This window comes from Pseudomonas sp. PD9R, assembly GCF_019200975.1.
Lineage (GTDB): Bacteria > Pseudomonadota > Gammaproteobacteria > Pseudomonadales > Pseudomonadaceae > Aquipseudomonas.
The window spans coordinates 1-20,521 of the sequence record NZ_JAHTMR010000026.1 but is presented as its reverse complement, the minus strand read 5'-3'; the positions used below and the strand labels follow the sequence as shown (position 1 = coordinate 20,521).

Here is a 20,521-nt window from a genome sequence, read left to right as displayed (position 1 = left end):
AGGCGCGAGCCTGCTCGCGATGGACGTAAACGATAACGCGTATTTGCTGGATAAACGCGTCGCCCTCAGGTCCATCGCGAGCAGGCTCGCTCCTACAGATTTTGTCAGGCAAAAACGAAGTATTTACGGACTGTCTCAACCACTTCCCAGGTGCCTTTCATACCCGGTTCGATGACGAAAATATCACCGGCGCGCAGGTGGATCGGCGCCATGCCTTCCGGCGTGATGATGCAGTAGCCTTCCTGGAAGTGGCAGTATTCCCACTTCACGTATTCCACGTACCACTTGCCTGGCGTGCAGATCCAGGTGCCCATGATCTTGCTGCCATCTTCGCTGGTGTAGGCGTTGAGGTTGACGGTGTGCGGGTCGCCTTCGAGTTTTTCCCATTTGCAGGCGTCGAGTACGGGCAGCGGATGGGTGTCGCGAAGAACGGTGATCGGTGCGGTCATGATGACTCCGGGCGTGAGGGAGAGCTGAAGACGCACCCTATAGGGCTTGGCCGGGCATCAGTTGTCTGTGCTCGACACTGAGCTATCCAGAAACGCAGTGGCCAGCGTCTGTTCGCGTAACGGCCGGCAGATGAACCGGGCGGTTTTCTTCGTTGAAATTTCCGGATGGAAAACCATCGATTCCTCGCAGTTTTTGCGATTGCCCCCGGCATTGCCGAAGGTATTCGCAAGAAACTTCACAGGAATCACTCGTATCATTGGGCTCGGAACAGGCCGAGAGCGCTGAAATGAAAAAATTAACATCGTGGTGGGACATCAGCCCGCCCTTGAGTGCCGCCACACCGACCTGGCCGGGGGATACGCCTTTTCAGGAGGAGCGCGTCTGGACCTATGGGCCGGAGTGCCCGGTGAATGTCGGACGCATTACCCTGTCGCCTCATACGGGCGCCCATGTCGATGCGCCGCTGCATTACAGCGCTGATGGCGCGGCCATTGGTGACGTCTCGCTGGATATCTACATTGGGCCTTGCCGCGTCTTGCATTGCCTGGACAGTGGTCGGCTGGTACATCCGCAGCAACTTGAAGGTCGATTGGCAAACCTGCCCGAGCGCGTGCTGCTGCGCACTTATCGACACGTGCCGATGACAGCCTGGGACCCCGATTTCACTGCCGTCGCCAAGGAAACCGTCGATTTGTTGGCAAGCCTCGGCGTGCGCCTGATTGGCATCGATACGCCGTCGCTGGACCCGCAGCAATCAAAGACCATGGATTCGCACAACGCGGTGGCCCGTCATGGAATGGCCATCCTCGAAGGCATCGTGCTCGATGAAGTCCCAGAAGGGGATTATGAGTTGATCGCTCTGCCGCTGCGTTTCGCCAATCTCGACGCTAGCCCGGTAAGGGCTATTTTGCGGCCACTGAACTCATCGCCACATCAGGAACCTGCTCAATGAGCCAATGCCCTTATTCACCTGCCAACCCCGCTGGGGAGTGGCACAACGCCGAGCTGAATTTTTCCGACTCCATGAGCTACGGCGACTACCTGGATCTGGGGCGCATTCTCAGCGCCCAGCACCCATTGTCACCGGACCACAACGAGATGCTGTTCATCATCCAGCACCAGACGTCCGAGTTGTGGATGAAGCTGATGTTGCACGAACTCAAGGCAGCCCGTGAGCACGTGCGGCTCGGCGAGTTGCCGCCAGCGTTCAAGATGCTGGCGCGCGTTTCGCGAATTTTTGATCAACTGGTGCATGCCTGGACGGTGCTCGCCACCATGACGCCCACTGAATACCACTCGATCCGGCCCTTCCTTGGGCAATCGTCGGGTTTCCAGTCTTTTCAGTACCGCGAGATCGAATTCATTCTGGGCAACAAAAGCACGACGCTGTTACGCCCGCATGCCCATCGCCCGGAACTATTGCAGGAACTTGAAAAAGCGATCGCCACCCCTTCGCTGTATGACGAGGCGATTCGCTTGTTGGCCAATGCCGGTCTGACGATTGACCCGCAGCGCTTCGAACGTGACCCGACCTTGCCGACAGAACACGATGCCTCGGTCGAAGCCGCCTGGCGCGAGGTCTACACCAATCCTTCGCGTTACTGGGACCTGTATCAACTGGCGGAAAAGTTCATCGACCTTGAGGACTCGTTCCGACAATGGCGCTTCCGGCACGTCACCACGGTTGAGCGGATCATCGGCTTTCAACCGGGCACCGGAGGAACTGAAGGTGTGGGTTACCTGCGCAAGATGCTCGACACCGTGCTGTTCCCGGAATTGTGGCGGCTACGTTCGACTCTCTGAACCAGGCCGGATAAAAAAAGGCCCCGGCATTCATTGAGTGCCGGGGCCTTTTTTAATAAGTGCTTTGCGTGGTTACTGAGCCACTGGCAAGTCGCGATGCTTGGCCATGCGCATCCGATAGAACAGGTAGATAACCGCTATCCAGACCGGGATGGCGAACACCGAAGCGCGTATGCCGGGAATCATCCACATTACAATGATGATCATGGCCATGAACGCCAGGCACAGGTAGTTGCTGAAGGGAAACCAGAACGACTTGAAGCCCGGAACGATGCCGCGTTGGCCCATGGCCTTGCGAAACTTGATATGCGTCAGACTGATCATCGCCCAGTTGATCATCAGCGAAGCAACCACCAGGGCGAACAGCAACTCCAGTGCTTCATGCGGTGCGACGTAGTTGACCAGCACAGACAACATCGTGATCAAAGCCGAAACACCCAGCGCCAACAACGGTACGCCCTGTTTGTTCAGCTTCATCAGCGCCTTGGGTGCATCGCCCTGTTCGGCCAGGCCGTAGAGCATGCGGCTGTTGCAGTAGACGCCGCTGTTGTAGACCGACAGCGCGGCGGTGAGCACCACGAAATTGAGGATTTGTGCGGCGGTATCGCTGCCGATCAACGCGAAGATCTGCACGAACGGGCTGCCGCTGTAGGCATCGCCCGAGGCGCCGAGTGTCTGCAACAGTTGGTCCCATGGGTACAGCGACAGCAACACGGTGAGTGCGCCGACGTAGAAGATCAATACGCGGTAAACCACCTGGTTGATCGCCTTGGGAATCACTTTGCGTGGCTCGCTGGCTTCAGCAGCGGTGATGCCGACTAGTTCCAGGCCACCAAAGGAAAACATGATGAACGCCATCGCCATCAGCAAACCGCTGTAGCCGTTGGGGAAGAACCCGCCATGGCTCCACAGGTTACTCACCGACGCTTGCGGGCCGCCGGTACCGCTGACCAGCATGTAGCAGCCCAGGGCGATCATGCCGATGATGGCCACGACCTTGATGATCGCGAACCAGAACTCCATTTCGCCGAAGACTTTGACGTTCATCGTGTTTATCAGGTTGACCAGCACGAAGAACACCGCTGCGCTGACCCAGGTCGGCACGTCCGGCCACCAGAACTGCACGTACTTGCCGACGGCTGTCAGCTCGGCCATGCCCACCAGCACATACAGCACCCAGTAATTCCAGCCGGACAGGAACCCGGCAAAACTGCCCCAGTAGTTGTGTGCAAAGTGACTGAAGGAACCGGCAACCGGCTCCTCGACGATCATCTCGCCCAACTGGCGCATGATCAGGAAGGCGATGAAACCGGCGATTGCGTAGCCGAGGATCATCGATGGTCCGGCAGACTTGAGCACCCCGGCGGAGCCCAGGAACAGCCCAGTACCAATTGCGCCACCCAGTGCGATCAGTTGAATGTGACGATTTTTCAACCCCCGCTTGAGTGTTCCCTGTTGCAAGATTTCGTCCGTCATCGCGTTCCCTTCTGGTTTTTGTTGTCAGGCCTGGATTGATGGGTCAGATATTACTCTCAGTGAACTTCTCGTAGTACAGGTGCACGTTGTCCAGTGTTTGGGCCTGCAACCAGGTCTTGATCGACTCGACCATCGGTGGCGGCCCGCAGACGTACATGTCGGCCTCGCCATCGCGCAGTTCACTGGCATTGAAATGTTCGGAAATGTAGCCGCGTTTGCCCGTCCATTGCGGCGAAGGATCGCTGACCACTTCGGTGTAGCGAAAATCCGGCAGGCGTTCAGCATAGGCTGCGATACGTGTCTGTTCGCACAGGTCGGCAGCATCGCGAACGCCGTAATACAGATGCACTGGTTGTTCGCAGCCACGCTCGGCCAGTTCGTCCAGCATGCCGAGCAGCGCCGATAACCCGGTGCCGCCGGCCACCAGAACCAGCGGTTTGGTGACGTGACGCAGATAGAAGGCACCCAGGGGTGCTTCAAGGGCGATCTCGTCCCCCACCTGACAGCGTTCACGGATGTAGTTGCTCATGACCCCATCGGGCAACAGACGAATCAAGAATTGCAGTTGATTGCTGCTGCTCGGCCGGTTGGCGAACGAATAGGAGCGCATGCTCTCGGTGCCGGGAATCAGCAACCGGGCGTATTGCCCCGGCAGGTAATCCAGTGCCTGGTTTGCAGCGCCGAGGTCCAGGTGCAGGATCGCCGTGCTGGCCGAAATCTGCCTGACGTCGGTGACTGTCGCGTTGAGGCGGTCGGGGCCGCTGGCGTTGCACAGGCTGGAAGCGAAGTCGAAATAAAACGCTGCATCGGACTTCACCCGCGTCTGGCAAGTGAGCATTTTGCGTTGTTGCAGGTCGAGGCTGGACAGCGCTTCCTCGTCCACATAGTCCTGGCTGTAGTCGCCGGATTCGCAGCGACCCTGGCAGGTTCCGCAGACGCCTTCGCGGCAATCCAGCGGAATGTTGATGCCGTTGCGCAGGGCGGCGTCGAGCAGGATCTCGTTCGGCTGCACGGGAAAGAACAGGGTTTTGCCGTCGGCAAAACTGAACGCTACTTTGTGATTCATACCTCGGTCTCCATGGATTCAGAGGTGATAAAAGTCGAGTACCGAGTTGATCGTGTCGTTGAGCAATAGCACATGCTTGCGGCTGATCAGCCAGCTGTCCGCGTGGGGCTTGAGACGGTAGGTCGCGCGGCCGAAAAACTGCTCGGAAGTGGCCAGGCGATAGAACAGCGTGTGCCAGTTCAAGCGCACCTCCAGATCGCCGTTTTCCAGTTCACCAATGCGCACGTTGTTGATCAGGTGCAGGGTGCGCGGCATTGGCGTCGAGGATGCAGACTTGCCGGTGCGTAGGCGAAATACGCGGTCTTCCAGGCCTGAACGGTTGGGGTAGTAGATCAATGACATCTCGCGTTTGGGGTCGCGGGTGTAGACGTGTTCCGAGTCCCATTGCGGCAGGTGGAATTCACTCTGCTCGTCGAACAGTTTGATGTAGGCGTCCCAATCCTGGGCGTCGCACAGTTCGGATTTGCGGTAGAAAAACTGTTCGATCTGGTACTGCAATTGCGCATTCATCATTGCACCTCACGGAGTTTCAGGGATTTCGCTTCCAGGCCATCGAGCAGGAATTTCTGCCAGTTGCTGTGCTGGTTGACGTAAAGCCCTTCGTGGGTGAATTCGGTGCCGGTCATGGCTGGGGCAATGCCGATCGATTCGCTGTTGGGCGTGGCGCCGGTGGCCCATCGGTGACTGCCACGGGAAATGTCGCTCCAGCGCTCCAGACGTGCCTGGAAACCGCGTTGGGCTTCACGGAATTCCACCAGATCATCCGGTGTGCCCAGGCCCGACACGTTGAAGAAGTCCTCGAACTGGCGAATGCGGTTTTCGCGGTCAGCGTCCGACTCGTTTTTTACTCCCAGGCACTGGCTGATGATCTCGGTCTTGTTCCACGCCACCGGGCGGATGATGCGCAGTTGTGAGCTGATCTGGTCGAGGAAAAACAGGCTCGGGTAAATGTTCAGGTTCCGTAGGCGGTGCATCATCCACTCGGCCTTTTCCTGGCCGTGTTCTTCGATCAGGCGCGGCATGATCGTCGCGTAGCCGGAGCGTACCGTCGGGTTCGGCATGTCGCTGAACAACAGGCTGTGACCATTGTTGAAAGCAAACCAGCCGTCATCGGTATTGGCATCGCCGGCACCCAGTTTGCTGTAGTCGAGCGTACTGCCAGCGTCGGTGCCGTTCTCGCTGTTGACCTGCTGGCGGTGCTGCACCGTGGCCACGTAGTTATAGTGGACGGTGCTGACGTGATAGCCATCGAGGCCGTTTTCGTTCTGCAGTTTCCAGTTGCCGTCGTAGGTGTAGGCCGACTTGCCGGGCAGCACTTCCAGCTCTCCGGTGGGCGACTGGGCGACCATCATGTCGAAGAACACTTTGGCGTCGCCAAGAAAGTCTTCCAGGCTGTTGTCGGCGTGAACATCCAGGCTGATAAACACGAAACCCTTGTAGCTCTGGATGCGCGCTTTTTTCAGGCCGCGGGTGGCTTTGTCGAACCCTTCCGGGTATTCGCCGGGGGCCTTGACCTTGACCAGGCGGCCGTCGCTTTTGTAGCACCAGGCATGGAACGGGCAGGTGAAGGTCGACTGATTGCCCTTGCCGACGCGGGTCAAGGTCGTGCCGCGATGCTGGCAAGCATTAATCAGTGCATTGAGCTGCCCTTCGCCATCGCGGGTGATGATCATCGGCTGACGGCCGGCGCGCATCGTGACGAAGTCGTGATTATTGGCCAGCTCGCTTTCGTGGCAGGCGTAGATCCAGTTCTTCTCGAAGATCAGCTCCATCTCCAGATCGAACAACTGCGGTTCGGTAAAAATGTCCCGTGCGATCCGGAACACGCCCTCTACCGGACGGAAGTCCAGACAGCCTTCGATAAACGCTTTCCACTGCTCGACGTTCTTTTCGCCACTCATGGTGTGCACCTGTTTTTATTGGGGCTGATCGGTGCGTTCATTAGAGGGAGTGGGGCGGGTGGGGGTCTATCCGGTTAGTCGGCGAAGGCAGTCCATAAAATTGGGGGCACCGCAAAAGATCGCAGCCTGCGGCAGCTCCTACAGGTTCGCGTGCTTTGGCCATATCCCGGATGTACTCGGTCAATGTAGGAGCTGCCGAAGGCTGCGATCTTTTGATTTTGATTTTCCAGGTTCAAAAGATCGCAGCCTGCGGCAGCTCCTAGAGGTTCGCGTGCTTTGGCCATATCCCGGATGTACTCGGTCAATGTAGGAGCTGCCGAAGGCTGCGATCTTTTGATTTTGATTTTCCAAGTTCAAAAGATCGCAGCCTGCGGCAGCTCCTACATGGGTGTTGGGTAACAATCGTTTGGGCAGCGACTACCCAAACGGTGCACCACGCGATGAACGGCTGCCCTCGTTTGCAGCAATCAGGTACTGTTTTACGAGGCGTTCTGAGCCGTTTGATAGCCGCGTTATCCGTTTAATCAACGATTGCTATCCACTCAGTTGGCGCCGCAGGATCATGGCTTGGAACTTGCTTTTTTCAAGCCGCAGACGCGCCGTCAGAGCGCGCCGAAAAATAGCCCCTGAGTGCACCGTGATGAACAGCAAAACTGATCCGCAGTGTCGCGATATTCGTGTCGACAGCGATGACCTTGAGGCCGCGAGGAGCTGGATGTCCGGCATCTGTGGGCCGCATCGACTCGTGACCGCGACACCTGAGCGAATCCGCTTTCATCACAACGCCAACATGTTCAAATCGATGGCCACCACCCTGGGCACCATCGAATACGGCACCGATGTCACCATCGATATCGAAGACGCCGAACACTTCAGCAGCTACAGCTTGAGTCTGCCATTGGTAGGCGAGCAGGAGTTGAGCAAGAACGGCAGCGTGGTGAAGTCCGACCGCGATCAAGGGGTGATCATTTCCCCAAATGAAAACCAGCTGCTGGCGATCTCCGGCGATTGCCGCAAAGTTCAGGTGGTGATTACCCGGGTTGCCATGAGCGAGTCTTTGGAGGGGCTGCTGCAGCGGCCACTGGATGCGCCGCTGCGCTTCGAGCCAATGATGGATGCGGTCGATGGGGCATCGGCCTCGTGGTGGCGTATGGCGCGTTACTTCATCGCCGAACTGGAGCGCAGCAGCGAACTCTACGAACAGGTGGCTTTCACCCGGGACATTGAAAGTTCGCTGATCAAAGGCTTGATCCTCGCTCAGCCGAACAACTATTCCGAAGAGCTGCGGGAAGTGCTGGGGGTGAAGTTGCCGCACTACCTGATTCGCGCCCGGCAGTACATTCACGCAAACGCCCGCGAAGCCCTGCACCTGGAGGACATTGAAGCCGCCGCCGGGGTTTCGCGCTTCAAGTTGTTCGAAGCGTTCAAGAAGTACTTCGCCCTGTCGCCGATGGTCTATCTGAAAAAATACCGCTTGAACGCCGTACGCCAGGACATTCTTGAGCACGGTTCGGCGCGCAACATTTCAGAGATTGCCATGGGCTGGGGCTTCACCCACCTTGGACGTTTTTCCGCCGAGTACCGCAAACTGTTCAACGAGTCCCCAAGCATGACCTTGCAACGCAACGAAGCCCGGCGGATGCGGTAGGTAACGACGGCTGGCGGCAAAGCAAAGAAAGATCGAAAGATCAAAAGATCAAAAGATCGCAGCCTTCGGCAGCTCCTACATGGAACCGAGTAAACCTGTAGGAGCTGCCGAAGGCTGCGATCTTTTGATCTTGATTCACCGCCCTTACTTTCGCACCACCAAATCCAGCAATTCCTCGCGCTCCTTGATTTTTTGCAAGACGATTTCCGAGCGGATATCGGTGACCCCCGCCGTGCGGTTCAGGTGGTTGACGATGAAATCAGAGAAGTGCTTGAGGTTGCGTGCCTGCACCCGTAGCACATAGTTACTCGCCCCGGTAACCACATACGCGGTAACCACCTCCGGCCACTGCTGAACCTTCTTGATGAAGGTCTCGTGCCAGTCCTCGACGTCCTGTCGCAACGACACATGGACGATGGCTTCCAGTTCGATTCCCAGCTTTTCGGCATTCAACACCGCGCGATAGCCAGTGATGATTCCCTCGCTTTCCAGCAGGCGTAATCGGCGTAAACAGGCCGACGGCGAGAGGGCGACTTTCTCGGCCAATTCCTGGTTGCTGATGCGGCCATCCTGTTGCAATTGATGAAGGATTCGCAGGTCTGTCGAGTCGAGATTCATGGCTGATATAAATCCGCGTTTATTGGGATTGAATTCGAATTTCCTGCGAGATAAGTACTATACGGCCACTCACTTTGCACGAAAATTCTCCAAAGCTTCGTTCATTATCTCTCCACGGAAAGGGCGTGAATATCGCCTGAAAACACGGCACCGAGCCTTCTGCCCACCCCACCTTTGCGACCTGCCCGGACGGCACGTCATCACAAAAACAGGACAACCAATGACTACGAGAAACGATTGTCTGGCGCTCGATGCTCAAGACGCACTGGCTCCACTGCGTCAGCAATTTGCACTCTCTGAAGGCGTGATTTATCTCGACGGCAACTCCTTGGGCGCACGGCCAGTCGCGTCACTGGCCAGGGCTCAATCGGTGATTGCCGAGGAGTGGGGTAATGGCCTGATTCGCAGTTGGAACACTGCGGGCTGGCGCGATTTGTCCGAGCGCCTGGGTAACAAATTGGCCGGGCTGATAGGTGCCCGTGACGGTGAAGTAGTGGTGACCGATACCACTTCCATCAACCTGTTCAAGGTGCTCAGTGCCGCACTGCGCGTGCAAGCCACTCGCTCGCCGGCGCGACGGGTGATCGTCACTGAAAGCAGTAATTTCCCGACCGACCTGTACATCGCCGAAGGCCTGGCAGACATGCTTCAGCAGGGTTACACCTTGCGCCTGGTGGACAGCCCCGAAGAGCTGCCGCAAGCGATTGACCAGGACACGGCGGTGGTCATGCTTACCCACGTCAACTACAAGACTGGCTATATGCACGACATGCAGGCCCTGACCGCGCTGACCCACGAATGTGGCGCGCTGGCGATCTGGGACCTGGCGCATTCCGCCGGGGCAGTGCCAGTTGACCTGCATCATGCAGGCGCCGATTACGCTATCGGCTGCACCTATAAGTACCTCAACGGTGGTCCGGGTTCGCAGGCGTTTGTCTGGGTGTCGCCGCAGTTGTGCGATCTGGTGCCACAGCCATTGTCTGGATGGTTTGGCCATTCGCGTCAGTTCGCCATGGAGTCTCGCTACGAGCCCAGCAACGGCATCGCACGCTATCTGTGCGGCACCCAGCCAATCACCTCGTTAGCGATGGTCGAGTGCGGGCTGGATGTTTTCGCCCAGACCGACATGGCCACCCTGCGTCGCAAATCCCTGGCCCTGACTGACCTGTTCATCGAATTGGTCGAACAGCGTTGTGCCGCTCATGAACTGACCCTGATTACGCCGCGTGAGCACGCCAAGCGTGGCAGCCATGTCAGCTTCGAGCACCCCGAGGGTTATGCCGTAATTCAGGCCCTGATCGCTCGTAGCGTGATCGGTGACTACCGCGAGCCGCGAATCATGCGCTTCGGCTTTACCCCGCTGTACACGACCTTCACCGAAGTCTGGGATGCGGTGCAGATCCTCGGCGAAATCCTCGATAAAAAGACCTGGGCGCAAGCGCAATTCCAGGTCCGTCATAGCGTCACCTGAAGCCTTTGATGCCTGTGTCTTGCCGCCGGGATTTCCTGGCAGCAGGACTTTGCTCGCATCCCATAAAGAGTTCCGTGCAATCACAATAATAAGGAGCACGCAGAATGAAACTGTCCCTCTGGCCCGCCTTGCCGCTCGCCATTACCAGTTGCCTGGGGCAAATGGCCTATGCCACACCCGACAATGGATTTGTCGAAGACAGCAGCCTGACGCTGACCAACCGTAACTTTCTTTTCTACCGCAATAACCTCAACAATTCGGGTGGTCAGAACTATCGGGACGAGTGGGCGCACGGGATCATGCTGGATTACCGCTCCGGTTATACCCAGGGCGCGGTGGGTTTCGGGGTCGATGCCTATGCGCAGTTGGGCATCAAGCTCGACAGCGGCAAGGGGCGCACCGGCACTGGTTTGCTGCCGATTGATTCCCAGGGCAACCCCGAGGATGAGTACTCCGAAGCGGGCGGTGCGCTCAAGGCACGGATCTCCAAAACCGAACTCAAGTACGGCAACCTGACGCCGCTCAATCCGGTGTTCGGCACGGGTAACGCGCGACTGTTCACGACCGTGGCCAACGGCTTTCAGCTGACCAGCAATGAACTCAAAGCACTGCAACTGGACATCGGCCACTTCACGTCCGGCAACGACGGTAACTCGACCAACGACGATGGTGCCCTCAAGGCACTGTACGCCGGGGTGGAAACCCGCAGCGTCGATTACCTGGGTGGCAGCTATGCGCTGAGCGATCAGCTAAGTGTCAGCCTCTACGGTTCGCAGTTCACCGATATCTGGCGGCAGTACTACGCCAATACCAACTACACCTATGCGTTGAGCGAAGGCCAGTCGTTGAATCTGGATTTCAACATTTACCGCACCAACGACAGCGGCCAGAGCCTGGCCGGCAAGATCGACAACACCACCTGGTCGCTGGCCACTGCGTACAAGTTCGGTGCCCATCGATTGACCCTGGCTTATCAGCGAGTCGATGGCGATGAACCGTTCGATTACTTGGGCTTCGATCAGCAACCGGGCACCTCGATTTTCCTCGCCAACTCGATTCAGGTCCTCGATTTCAACGCCCCCAACGAACGCTCCTGGCAACTGCGCTACGACCTGGACATGGTCGCTTTCGGCGTGCCGGGGCTGAGCTTCATGTCGCGCTACGTCAGTGGGGACCACATCGACGACAGCCATTACGACGGTGGTCCCAACGGCGCCTATGGCCGTTACGGCGATGACGGCAAGCGTTGGGAACGCGACATCGAAGCGCGCTATGTCGTGCAATCAGGCAAAGCCAAGGATCTGTCGGTGCGGGTGCGTCAGGCCAGCGTGCGTTCGACCGCACAAGTGGCGCAGGCGGACACCACGGACAATAACGAGGTCCGCGTCATCATCGAGTATCCACTGAGTATTTTCTGATCCGTGTCCTGCTGTGTGTGGCTGATCCCCACCGGTGCTCCCCAAATGCAGTGCCCAAGACGTGCTCTTCAAGAAAGACAATATTCAGAGGACATAAAAATGACTGATAAATCCGGGTTTGAAACGATATCCAACCGTGAACACGGCCTGCGGCGGCAATTGACGTCGGGGCAGATGAGCATGATCGCCATTGGCGGTGCGATTGGCACCGGGTTGTTCATGGGCAGCGCCTACGCCATCGGCTATGCCGGGCCGAGTGTGCTGCTCAGCTATGCCATCGGCGCGATCATCACGCTGCTGTTAATGGGCTGTCTGGCAGAAATGACCGTGGCCCATTCGACCTCGGGTTCGTTCGGTGCCTACGCCGAATTCTATGTCAGCCCGCTGGCCGGGTTCCTGGTGCGCTATGCCTACTGGGCGGCCATCGTCCTGGCGGTCGGTACGGAAGTGACGGCGGTAGCGATGTACATGAAGTACTGGTTCGCCAACGTGCCGGAATGGATCTGGATCATCTCGTTCTCCAGTGTGCTGATCGTGCTCAACGCTATCAGCGTGAAGACCTTCGGTACCTTCGAGTACTGGTTCTCGACCATAAAGATTGGCGCGATTGTCGGCTTCATCATTCTCGCGGTGTACGTGGTTTTCGGCTCGGGCAACCCGGAATACGGCGTACATAACTACACCTCCCATGGCGGCTTTTTTCCCAATGGTCTGCAAGGCATGTGGGTGGCGGTGATCGTGTCGATCTTCAGCTATCTGAGTGTGGAAATGATTGCGGTAGCGGCCGGTGAGGCGCAGGACCCTGAGCAGGCAGTGAAAAAAGCCTTCCGCGCGACCATCGTGCGCCTGGTCGTGTTCTACCTGCTGACCTTGGCGCTAATGCTGGCGATTGTGCCTTGGGTCCAGGCGGGTCATGCGCAAAGTCCGTTCGTCACGGTCATGCAAGCCATCGGCATTCCCGGCGCAACCGGCGTGATGAATTTCGTGATCCTGATTGCGGCGTTGTCGGCGATGAACAGCCAGTTGTACATCACCACGCGCATGATGTTCAGCCTGTCCCGTGCCGGTTACGCACCGAAGTCCATGGGCGTGTTGAGCAAGGCCGGGATTCCACTCAACGCACTGTTGCTGTCGAGCTCGGGTATCGCCCTGGCGACCTTGCTGAACATTCTGTACCCGGAAAGCTCGTTCACCTTGATGATGGCGATCTCGATGTTTGGCGCCATCTTCACCTGGTTCATGATCTTCCTGACGCACTACTGCTTCCGCCGTTATCACCAGCGCCACGGCGAGCGCAAACTGTCGTTCCGCATGCGCCTGTTCCCTTACAGCACCTTGTTGGGGTTGGTGCTGATGGGGGCGGTGATGATCACCACCTACTTCACCGATGCCTTCAAGATGACCTTGGTGTTTGGGGTGCCTTTCCTGGTGGTGCTCTCGGTGATCTACGGAGTGTTTTTCAGAAAGGCCAAGATGGCTGAGGCGTTGAACCCGCTGCCCAAAGTTTAGGCGCGCAATGCCTCGAACAAGGCTCTGGCATAACCGGGCAATTTGTCGAAGTCGCGGGCACAGAGCAGCAGTTTGCGCTGCGCCCAGCCTTCTTCCAGCACAACGCATTTGAATGGTGCTTCGCCCGATCTGCGCTGGATCGCCGCCAGCGGCACAATCGCCAGCCCGGCACCATGCGCGACCATGCGCATCACCCCGTCGAAACCATCGGCGCGGATGCGGATCTGCATCCGTGAGCCGGCGTGCAGTGCCTGTTCCTCCAGGTACACCGCCAAAGCGTTGTTGGCATTCAAACCGACGTAATCGTGATGCAGGGTGTCGGTGAAACTTAACGACTCTGTGTTTGCCAAGGGATGGTCGCGGGGCAGGATCAGCACCAGCGGGTCGTCACGAAACGGGTGGGTTTGCAGGTCTGCGGTGTCCACCGCATCGGTAACGATACCGAGGTCCGCCGCACCCTGACGCAGGGCGTGGGTGATACGCGTGCTGGGCAGTTCCTGCAGGTCGATATCGAGGTTGGGGTGGTTGCGCAAAAAGTCGGCGAGCAACTCTGGCAGGTATTCGGTAATCGCCGTGGTGTTGCACAGCAACCTTACCTGGCCTTTGACGCCGTTGGCGTATTCGGCCAGCTCTTGTTGCATGCGTTCGGCTTGTTGCAACAGGGCGCGGGCGTGTTGTGCCAGAGCTTTGCCGGCAGGCGTCGGCGTGACGCCGCGACGGCCGCGTTCAAGAAAGTCGATCCCGAGCGAGGCTTCCATGGCGCGGATGCGCGCACTGGCTGCGGCCAGCGACAAATGACTGCGCGCGGCGCCGGCGGTGATGTTGCCGGTGTCGAGGATGTTCAGGTACAGGCGCAGGTCGGTCAGGTCGAAGTGCATCGGTGGCCTCTGGTTTTTTTTGTCCGGGCGGGTGCCTTCGCGGGCAAGCCTCGCTCCTACAGGTTGGAAGCTGACGGCATCAATCCTGTAGGAGCGAGGCTTGCCCGCGAAAGCGTCAGCAGCCTCAACCAAAGTCATCAGCCTCTTGCATGGGAAGAGGCACCCTCAGTATATGGCAGATTTTCAACCGACCAATCCGGGCCCACCATAGCCCCATGAATACTATCGCCACGTTCTACCAAAACCTTGGCCTGACCCTTTCACTACTGGTCATCGCCACCTTCCTGCTGGCCGGCATGATCAAAGGCGTCATTGGCCTCGGTCTCCCAACCATCGCCATGGGCCTGCTCGGCCTGGCTATGGCTCCGTCGCAGGCTGCCGCGCTGTTGATCATCCCGGCAACGTTGACCAACGTCTGGCAACTGGCGTTTGGTGGGCATTTAACCAGGCTGATCAAACGCTTGTGGCCGATGCTGCTGGCGATCTTCATCGGCACCGGTACGGGCACGCTGTGGATTGGCATGGCCGGTGGTCACTGGGTGGTGCGGGGATTGGGTGCGGCGTTATTGCTCTATGCGTTGAGCGGGTTGTTCCTGCCGACCTTGCGCGTCAATGCTCGCACTGAGCGCTGGCTCGGTCCGCTGTGCGGGCTGCTGACGGGCGTCATCACCTCGGCCACGGGCGTGTTTGTGATTCCGGCGGTGCCGTACCTGCAAGCGCTGGGCTTGAGCAAGGATGAACTGGTGCAGGCGCTGGGGCTGTCGTTCACCGTCTCGACCCTCGCCCTGGCTGCCGGGCTGTTATGGCGCGGCGCCCTCGGCGGTGGCGAATTGAGTGCGTCGCTGCTGGCGCTGATACCCGCTGTACTCGGCATGTTGCTGGGGCAGTGGCTGCGCCAGCGGATCAGCGCCGCTTTGTTCAAGCGCGTGTTCTTTATTGGCCTCGGATTGCTCGGCGGCCATTTGTTGATCAACGGCTAGCGGACGACGGGCTGATCATTTCAATTGCACGAATATCGAAATCCCGCTCCAGATATTCATCACGCTGTTCGAGGAACTGCTTCATGTGCGGCAAGTTCGAGTGCACGTCGAGGTGAGCCTGGGACTGCCAGATCTCGTAGAAGATAAACAGCGTCGGGTCCTGTTTGTCGCGCAGCATGTGGTACTCGATGCAGCCGGGCTCGGCGCGACTGGCTTGCACATAACGGCTGAAAAACGCTTCGAAGGCGTCGGATTTTTCCGGGCGGGTCTTGGCGTGCAGGATGAAGCCTTGCATTTCACTCATCGAAAACTCTCCTCAAGTCAGAATGGGCGCCAGTCTAGGGCAACAATCGCCTGTTGATTCGTGCGTATAGATCAAATGAATTTTGTGCAGTGGGCGCTTATTCCGCGCGAGGCAGATCGCTATTCTGCGGCCATCAAATTCCTGACCCTTCCCGAGACCTTTCATGAAAAAAGTCCTGTTGCTCAATGGCGGCAAAAAATTCGCCCACTCCGAGGGCCGCTACAACGCCACCCTGCATGAAGCCGCTTTGAGCGTGCTGGATCGCGGTGGTGTGGATGTCAAAGCCACGTTTATCGACGAAGGCTACGACGTCGCCGAAGAAGTGGCCAAATTCCTCTGGGCCGACGTGATCATTTATCAGATGCCTGGCTGGTGGATGGGTGCGCCGTGGACCGTGAAGAAGTACATCGACGAAGTCTTCACCGAAGGCTATGGCAGCCTCTACGCCAGCGATGGCCGCACCCGTTCCGACGCGTCGCAGAAGTACGGCAGCGGCGGCCTGGTGCAGGGCAAGCAGTACATGCTGTCGTTGACCTGGAACGCGCCGCAGCAAGCGTTTGACGACCCGACCGATTTCTTCGAAGGCAAAGGCGTGGACGCGGTGTACTTCCCGTTTCACAAGGCTAACGAATTCCTCGGCATGACCGGATTGCCGACGTTTCTTGCGGTAGACGTCATGAAGCGGCCGAACATCGAAGGTGATGTGGCGCGTTATGAGCAACATTTGAAAGAGGTGTTTGGCCTGTCGGTGTAAGCGTTTCGGGCTAGTATTCGTCGCAACGGCCAAAAGATCGCAGCCTGCGGCAGCTCCTACATGGGTTTTGTGTACACCTGCAGGAGCTGTCGTGGGCTGCGATCTTGGCGATGTCATGAACGAGGACACACGTGAAAGCCAGATCCGATGAGTTGCAGATTTTCGTCTGCGTGATTGAATGCGGGTCGATTTCAGCGGCGGCCGAACAGGTTGGGCAAACGCCGTCGGCGGTCAGTCGCACGTTGTCGCGGCTGGAGGCCAAGCTCGATACCACGTTGATCAACCGCACCACGCGGCGCATGGACCTGACCGAAGAGGGCAAGTATTTCTTCGAGCACGCCAAGCGGATTCTCGATCAGATGGACGAACTCGAAGAGCGCCTGTCCTCACGCCAGCAAACGCCGTCCGGGCGCTTGCGCATCAACGCCGCATCGCCCTTCATGCTGCACGCCATCGTGCCTTACATCGACGAGTTCCGCCGGCTCTATCCGGACATCCAGCTCGAACTCAACAGCAACGACCTGATCATCGACCTGCTGGAACAAAGCACCGACATCGCCATCCGCATCGGCGCATTGGCTGATTCAACCTTGCACGCCCGCTCTTTGGGTTGCAGCCCACTGCATATCGTCGCCAGCCCGGCGTATCTGGAAAAACACGGCACGCCGACTGCCGTGGCTGACCTGTCTGAACATGCATTGCTGGGGTTCACCCAGAACGAGGGCCTCAACCAATGGCCGCTGCGTTATGTGCACGGTGATCGCTGGCCAATCGAGGCATCGATCAGTGCGTCGAGCGGCGAAACCATTCGCCACCTGGCGCTGGAAGGCCAGGGTATCGCCAGCCTGTCGGATTTCATGACCATTGAAGACATTCGTGCCGGACGGTTGAAGGTTGTGCTGGCCGAGTTCAACAGCGGTTATCGCCAGCCGATCAACGCGGTGTACTACCGTAACTCGCAGCTGGCCTTGCGGATTCAATGCTTCCTGGACTTCATCCAGGGCAAATTGGCTGTGTACGCGAACTCGGATTTCAGCGGCTGATTCGTGACTTCTGCGCAAGAGTGATTTGGGGCAACGGGGATTTTTCGTCAGGGTTCGCTGCTTGATACTCGTTGCATCACTTATCAACGCAGGGAGTTTCTCCATGAACGTATTCGTTACCGGCGCTGCCGGTTTTATCGGCGGTTCGATCGCTACCGGTCTTGTACGCGCCGGCCACCACGTCACCGGCCTGGTGCGCAATGCCGCACAAGAGGATGAACTGAAGGCGCTGGGCATTACTCCGGTCGTCGGTACTCTGGATGACAGCGCACTGTTGGCCGATCAGGCCCGCGCTGCCGATGCGGTGATCAACGCCGCCAGCAGCGACCATCGCGGCGCGGTGGAAGTTTTGCTCAATGCCCTGCGCGGCTCCAACAAAGTGTTCCTGCACACCAGCGGCTCGAGCATCGTCGGCGATGCGTCCGGCGGCAAGTCCAGCGACGACATCTATTACGAAGACAACCTGCCGGCGCCGACGGTCGACAAGGCCGCACGTGTGGCCATCGATGACTTGATCCTCGCGGCGGGCAAGGACGGCGTGAATTCGGCCGTCATCTGCAACACCCTGATTTACGGCCACAGCCTGGGCGTCAATCGTGACAGCGTGCAGTTGCCGCGCTTGCTCAAACAGGCACGTAAAAGCGGCGTGGTTCGGCATGTGGGCACTGGCCAGAACATTTGGTCCAACGTGCACATCGAAGACGTGGTTGCTCTGTACTTGCTGGCGCTGACCAAAAACGTGCCAGGCACGTTCTACTTTGTCGAAAGTGGCGAAGCGTCGTTCGTCGACATGACCACGGCAATTGCCGAAGCGTTGAACCTGGGCAAGCCACAAGATTGGCCGTTGAAGGATGCCGAAGCCGAGTGGGGTTATGAAATGGCCAACTATGGTTTGGGTTCCAACAGCCGGGTTCGCGGCAAGCATGCTCGGGAATTGCTGGGTTGGGTGCCGAAACGTGCATCGGTGCTGGAGTGGATTCGTCTCGAGATGGTGTAAACCAGCTTTTCTCTTGTTGCTGGCAAGAAGATCAAAAGATCGCAGCCTTCGGCAACTCCTACAGGTGTACGCCTTCAATGTAGGAGCAGCCGAAGGCTGCGATCTTTTTTGTTCAGCCCCAACAACTGGCCGGGCCGCCCTCGATTCCGTAACATCCGCACACTCTTTCTTGCTACTCCCTGCGTGCGTTCCTTCATGAAACCCAAACATCTACGCGCCGACGCCCTGGCCGGGCTGACGACGTCTTTCGCCTTATTACCCGAATGCATCGCCTTCGCCCTGGTGGCGCATCTCAACCCGCTGATGGGGCTGTATGGCGCGTTCATCATCTGCACCCTGACCGCGCTGTTCGGTGGTCGGCCGGGCATGGTGTCCGGTGCCGCCGGTTCGATGGCGGTGGTGATCGTCGCGCTGGTGGTGCAGCAAGGTGTGCAGTATTTGCTGGCGACGGTGTTGCTGGGCGGGTTGGTGATGCTGGCATTCGGGTTGCTGCGGCTGGGCAAACTGGTGCGTATGGTGCCGCACCCGGTGATGCTCGGCTTCGTCAACGGCCTGGCGATCATCATCGCGTTGGCGCAGTTGGAGCACTTCAAAAGTGGGGAGACCTGGCTGCGCGGTACGCCGCTGTACATGATGATCGGCTTGGTCGCGGTGACGATGGCCATCGTCTACGTGCTGCCGCGCCTGACCCGTTCGGTGCCGCCGGCACTGGTGGCGATTCTCGGCGTGGGGCTGGCGGTTTACCTGCTGGGGCTGCCGACCCGCACCCTGGGCGACATGGCGCACATTGCCGGCGGCCTGCCGAGCCTGGCCTTGCCGGACATTCCCTGGAACCTGGAAACCCTGCGCATCATCGCGCCCTACGCGATTTTGATGGCACTGGTCGGTCTGCTGGAAACCCTGCTGACCCTGAATCTCACCGACGAAATCACCGAAAGCCGCGGCTACCCGGATCGCGAGTGCGTGGCGCTGGGCGCAGCCAACGTGGTGTCCGGTCTGTTCGGCGGCATGGGCGGTTGCGCGATGATCGGTCAGACGGTAATCAACCTCAGTTCCGGCGGTCGCGGCCGGTTGTCCGGCGTAGTGGCCGGGGTCTCGATCCTGATGTTCATCCTGTTTCTGTCGCCGCTGATCGAGCGCATACCGTTGGCGGCATTGGTCGGTGTGATGTTCGTGGTGTCGCAGCAGACCTTTGCCTGGGCATCCTTGCGGGTGCTCAACAAAGTGCCGCTGAATGACGTGCTGGTGATCATTGCCGTGACGGTGATTACGGTGTTCACCGATCTTGCGACCGCCGTGCTGTGCGGGATCATCATTGCCGCGTTGAATTTCGCCTGGCAGCAGGCGCGCGAGTTGTACGCCGACACGCACCTGGAGAGCGACGGCAGCAAGCTGTATCGCCTGCACGGCACGCTGTTCTTTGCCTCGACCACGCCGTTCCTGAATCAGTTCGATCCGGCCAGCGACCCGTCGCAAGTGACGCTGGATTGCCGCCACCTGAGTTTTGTCGACTACTCGGCCATCGCCGCATTGAAGACACTGCGCGAGCGCTATGCCAAGGCCGGCAAGCATCTGCGCGTTCTGCACCTGTCCGAGCGCTGCAAGAAATTGCTCAAGCGCGCCAGCGAACATCACGACTGAAGTCTGTGCACAGATCGTTCCCGAGTCGTGGGAACGATCTGTGCGCAAAGGCTATGTAAATTCGCCTCTCCGATTTTCATAAACCCCGACCCGACATATCTCTGCGCGACATCCCTTATCCCTCTACGAAAATAACTTTCACCTCGTTTGAAGATTTCGCCTCGAAATGTTTTAAGAGTTTCACAAATTTTCGACGTGACCCTCTCGAGGAGTACCGCATGACCCTGTCCTTCGGCTATTGGCTGCTGGTGTATGCCGCCGTTGCCATCATCGCGCTGATCGTGCTGATCGCCCGTTACCGGCTCAATCCGTTCATCGTCATCACCCTGATTTCCGTGGGCTTGGCGCTCGTCGCCGSMMTGSSSSATGGTCTGCATTGCCTTTCTGGTCGGGCTGCCGTTGTTCTTCGAGGTCGGTTTTGTGTTGCTGGTGCCGATTGCGTTCACGGTGGCGCGGCGGGTCGGCGTGTCGATCCTGATGGTCGGCTTGCCGATGGTCGCCGGGCTCTCGGTGGTCCATGCATTGGTGCCACCGCACCCGGCGGCGATGCTTGCGGTACAGGCC

At 58.4% G+C, this 20,521-nt stretch carries 19 protein-coding genes and 1 pseudogene; 12 read left to right on the top strand and 8 right to left on the bottom strand.

The annotated features are described in order from the left end of the window. Nucleotides 1–104: 104 nt before the first annotated feature. A complete protein-coding gene (locus KUF73_RS29420; protein ID WP_007900627.1) occupies nt 105–449 on the bottom strand; it encodes a cupin domain-containing protein in 345 nt (114 codons plus the stop codon). Nucleotides 450–736: 287 nt separating this feature from the next. Between KUF73_RS29420 and kynB the strand changes: the two genes are divergently transcribed. After that, nucleotides 737–1,402 (top strand): arylformamidase, encoded by a 666-nt coding sequence (gene kynB / locus KUF73_RS29415; protein WP_218441459.1) that lies wholly within the window; start codon nt 737–739, stop codon nt 1,400–1,402. Beyond that, the gene (gene kynA, locus KUF73_RS29410) at nt 1,399–2,253 is read left to right on the top strand and encodes a tryptophan 2,3-dioxygenase (RefSeq protein WP_218441458.1); all 855 of its coding nucleotides are present in this window, start codon (nt 1,399–1,401) and stop codon (nt 2,251–2,253) included. Before kynB ends, kynA begins: the two co-directional genes overlap by 4 nt. 72 nt (nt 2,254–2,325) lie before the next feature. Here the strand turns inward: kynA and KUF73_RS29405 are convergent, their stop codons facing one another. From KUF73_RS29405 to antA, 4 genes are read right to left on the bottom strand one after another with little or no spacing between them, the layout of a single operon-like run. Then, nucleotides 2,326–3,729, bottom strand: a complete 1,404-nt coding sequence (locus KUF73_RS29405) for an amino acid permease (RefSeq protein ID WP_218441457.1) — start codon at nt 3,727–3,729, stop codon at nt 2,326–2,328. A gap of 43 nt (nt 3,730–3,772) precedes the next feature. Further along, on the bottom strand, nt 3,773–4,795 hold the full coding sequence (antC, locus tag KUF73_RS29400; protein ID WP_218441456.1) for an anthranilate 1,2-dioxygenase electron transfer component AntC: 1,023 nt from the start codon (nt 4,793–4,795) through the stop codon (nt 3,773–3,775). Between the two features lie 18 nt (nt 4,796–4,813). Beyond that, nucleotides 4,814–5,305, bottom strand: coding sequence for an anthranilate 1,2-dioxygenase small subunit (antB, locus tag KUF73_RS29395; protein ID WP_218441455.1), 492 nt, complete (start codon nt 5,303–5,305; stop codon nt 4,814–4,816). Beyond that, nucleotides 5,305–6,696 (bottom strand): anthranilate 1,2-dioxygenase large subunit, encoded by a 1,392-nt coding sequence (gene antA / locus KUF73_RS29390; RefSeq protein WP_218441454.1) that lies wholly within the window; start codon nt 6,694–6,696, stop codon nt 5,305–5,307. Before antA ends, antB begins: the two co-directional genes overlap by 1 nt. Before the next feature lie 640 nt (nt 6,697–7,336). Here antA and KUF73_RS29385 point away from each other — a divergent pair. Next, complete coding sequence (locus tag KUF73_RS29385) at nt 7,337–8,344, top strand: helix-turn-helix domain-containing protein (RefSeq protein WP_218441453.1); 1,008 nt, start codon at nt 7,337–7,339, stop codon at nt 8,342–8,344. Between the two features lie 144 nt (nt 8,345–8,488). Here the strand turns inward: KUF73_RS29385 and KUF73_RS29380 are convergent, their stop codons facing one another. Next, nucleotides 8,489–8,962 (bottom strand): Lrp/AsnC family transcriptional regulator, encoded by a 474-nt coding sequence (locus KUF73_RS29380; RefSeq protein ID WP_218441452.1) that lies wholly within the window; start codon nt 8,960–8,962, stop codon nt 8,489–8,491. Nucleotides 8,963–9,182: 220 nt separating this feature from the next. On the opposite strand from KUF73_RS29380, the gene kynU reads away from it, so the two are divergent. The 3 genes from kynU to KUF73_RS29365 all read left to right on the top strand — a co-directional run bounded on the left by kynU (nt 9,183) and on the right by KUF73_RS29365 (nt 13,360). Next, nucleotides 9,183–10,433: a kynureninase gene (gene kynU, locus KUF73_RS29375; protein WP_218441451.1), complete on the top strand. Its 1,251-nt coding sequence runs from the start codon at nt 9,183–9,185 to the stop codon at nt 10,431–10,433. Between the two features lie 104 nt (nt 10,434–10,537). Continuing rightward, complete coding sequence (locus KUF73_RS29370) at nt 10,538–11,851, top strand: OprD family porin (protein ID WP_218441450.1); 1,314 nt, start codon at nt 10,538–10,540, stop codon at nt 11,849–11,851. A gap of 99 nt (nt 11,852–11,950) precedes the next feature. Beyond that, nucleotides 11,951–13,360, top strand: coding sequence for an amino acid permease (locus tag KUF73_RS29365; RefSeq protein WP_218441449.1), 1,410 nt, complete (start codon nt 11,951–11,953; stop codon nt 13,358–13,360). On the opposite strand, the gene KUF73_RS29360 is transcribed toward KUF73_RS29365, so the two are convergent. Continuing rightward, nucleotides 13,357–14,238: a LysR substrate-binding domain-containing protein gene (locus tag KUF73_RS29360; RefSeq protein ID WP_218441448.1), complete on the bottom strand. Its 882-nt coding sequence runs from the start codon at nt 14,236–14,238 to the stop codon at nt 13,357–13,359. The two genes, KUF73_RS29365 and KUF73_RS29360, sit on opposite strands and share 4 nt — an antisense overlap. A gap of 215 nt (nt 14,239–14,453) precedes the next feature. On the opposite strand from KUF73_RS29360, the gene KUF73_RS29355 reads away from it, so the two are divergent. Continuing rightward, nucleotides 14,454–15,218: a sulfite exporter TauE/SafE family protein gene (locus KUF73_RS29355; RefSeq protein ID WP_218441447.1), complete on the top strand. Its 765-nt coding sequence runs from the start codon at nt 14,454–14,456 to the stop codon at nt 15,216–15,218. Here KUF73_RS29355 and KUF73_RS29350 read toward each other — a convergent pair. Further along, nucleotides 15,208–15,522, bottom strand: a complete 315-nt coding sequence (locus KUF73_RS29350) for a putative quinol monooxygenase (RefSeq protein WP_218441446.1) — start codon at nt 15,520–15,522, stop codon at nt 15,208–15,210. The two genes, KUF73_RS29355 and KUF73_RS29350, sit on opposite strands and share 11 nt — an antisense overlap. A 163-nt stretch (nt 15,523–15,685) precedes the next feature. Here KUF73_RS29350 and KUF73_RS29345 point away from each other — a divergent pair, with 163 nt between their 5' ends. The 5 genes and pseudogenes from KUF73_RS29345 to KUF73_RS29325 all read left to right on the top strand — a co-directional run. Then, nucleotides 15,686–16,276 carry an NAD(P)H-dependent oxidoreductase gene (locus KUF73_RS29345; protein ID WP_218441445.1) on the top strand — a complete coding sequence of 197 codons (591 nt, stop codon included), beginning with the start codon at nt 15,686–15,688 and terminating at the stop codon, nt 16,274–16,276. Between the two features lie 131 nt (nt 16,277–16,407). Continuing rightward, complete coding sequence (locus tag KUF73_RS29340; RefSeq protein ID WP_218441444.1) at nt 16,408–17,319, top strand: LysR family transcriptional regulator; 912 nt, start codon at nt 16,408–16,410, stop codon at nt 17,317–17,319. 103 nt (nt 17,320–17,422) lie between these two features. Beyond that, nucleotides 17,423–18,316 (top strand): NAD-dependent epimerase/dehydratase family protein, encoded by an 894-nt coding sequence (locus tag KUF73_RS29335; RefSeq protein WP_218441443.1) that lies wholly within the window; start codon nt 17,423–17,425, stop codon nt 18,314–18,316. Nucleotides 18,317–18,511: 195 nt separating this feature from the next. Beyond that, a complete protein-coding gene (locus KUF73_RS29330; protein WP_218441442.1) occupies nt 18,512–19,957 on the top strand; it encodes a SulP family inorganic anion transporter in 1,446 nt (481 codons plus the stop codon). Between the two features lie 218 nt (nt 19,958–20,175). Then, a pseudogene (locus tag KUF73_RS29325) lies at nt 20,176–20,521 on the top strand (permease DsdX); the annotation flags it as partial.